This window comes from Streptomyces sp. E2N166 (assembly GCF_003671715.1).
GTDB classification, from domain to species: domain Bacteria; phylum Actinomycetota; class Actinomycetes; order Streptomycetales; family Streptomycetaceae; genus Streptomyces; species Streptomyces thinghirensis.
This window is the reverse complement of record NZ_RAIF01000018.1, coordinates 8,548-8,847: the sequence shown is the minus strand read 5'-3', so window position 1 is coordinate 8,847 and position 300 is coordinate 8,548. Positions and strand designations below refer to the sequence as shown.

General features: G+C 75.0%; 1 protein-coding gene. It reads left to right on the top strand.

The annotated features are described in order from the left end of the window. Window positions 1-61: 61 nt before the first annotated feature. Entirely contained in the window at window positions 62-232 is a 171-nt protein-coding gene (locus EBH09_RS14300) for a Trm112 family protein (RefSeq protein WP_121747407.1), read from the top strand. Window positions 233-300 lie beyond the last annotated feature (68 nt).

Here is a 300-nt window from a genome sequence, read left to right as displayed (position 1 = left end):
GTCCGGCGGTACCCTGACCAGCACATCCGCACAAGCCGATCCGCCCCCGAAGGGAACCCCCATGCCGCTCGAAGCCGGCCTCCTGGAGATCCTCGCCTGCCCGGCCTGCCACTCGCCCCTCAAGGAGCAGGACACCGAGCTGATCTGCACCGGCCAGGACTGCGGCCTGGCGTACCCGGTCCGCGACGACATCCCCGTCCTCCTCGTCGACGAGGCCCGCCGCCCCGAGTAGCCGAGGCCCGCCGGCCCCGAGGGGCAGCCGCCCCCACGCAGCCCATGCAGCCGACGGCCGCCCCGCGG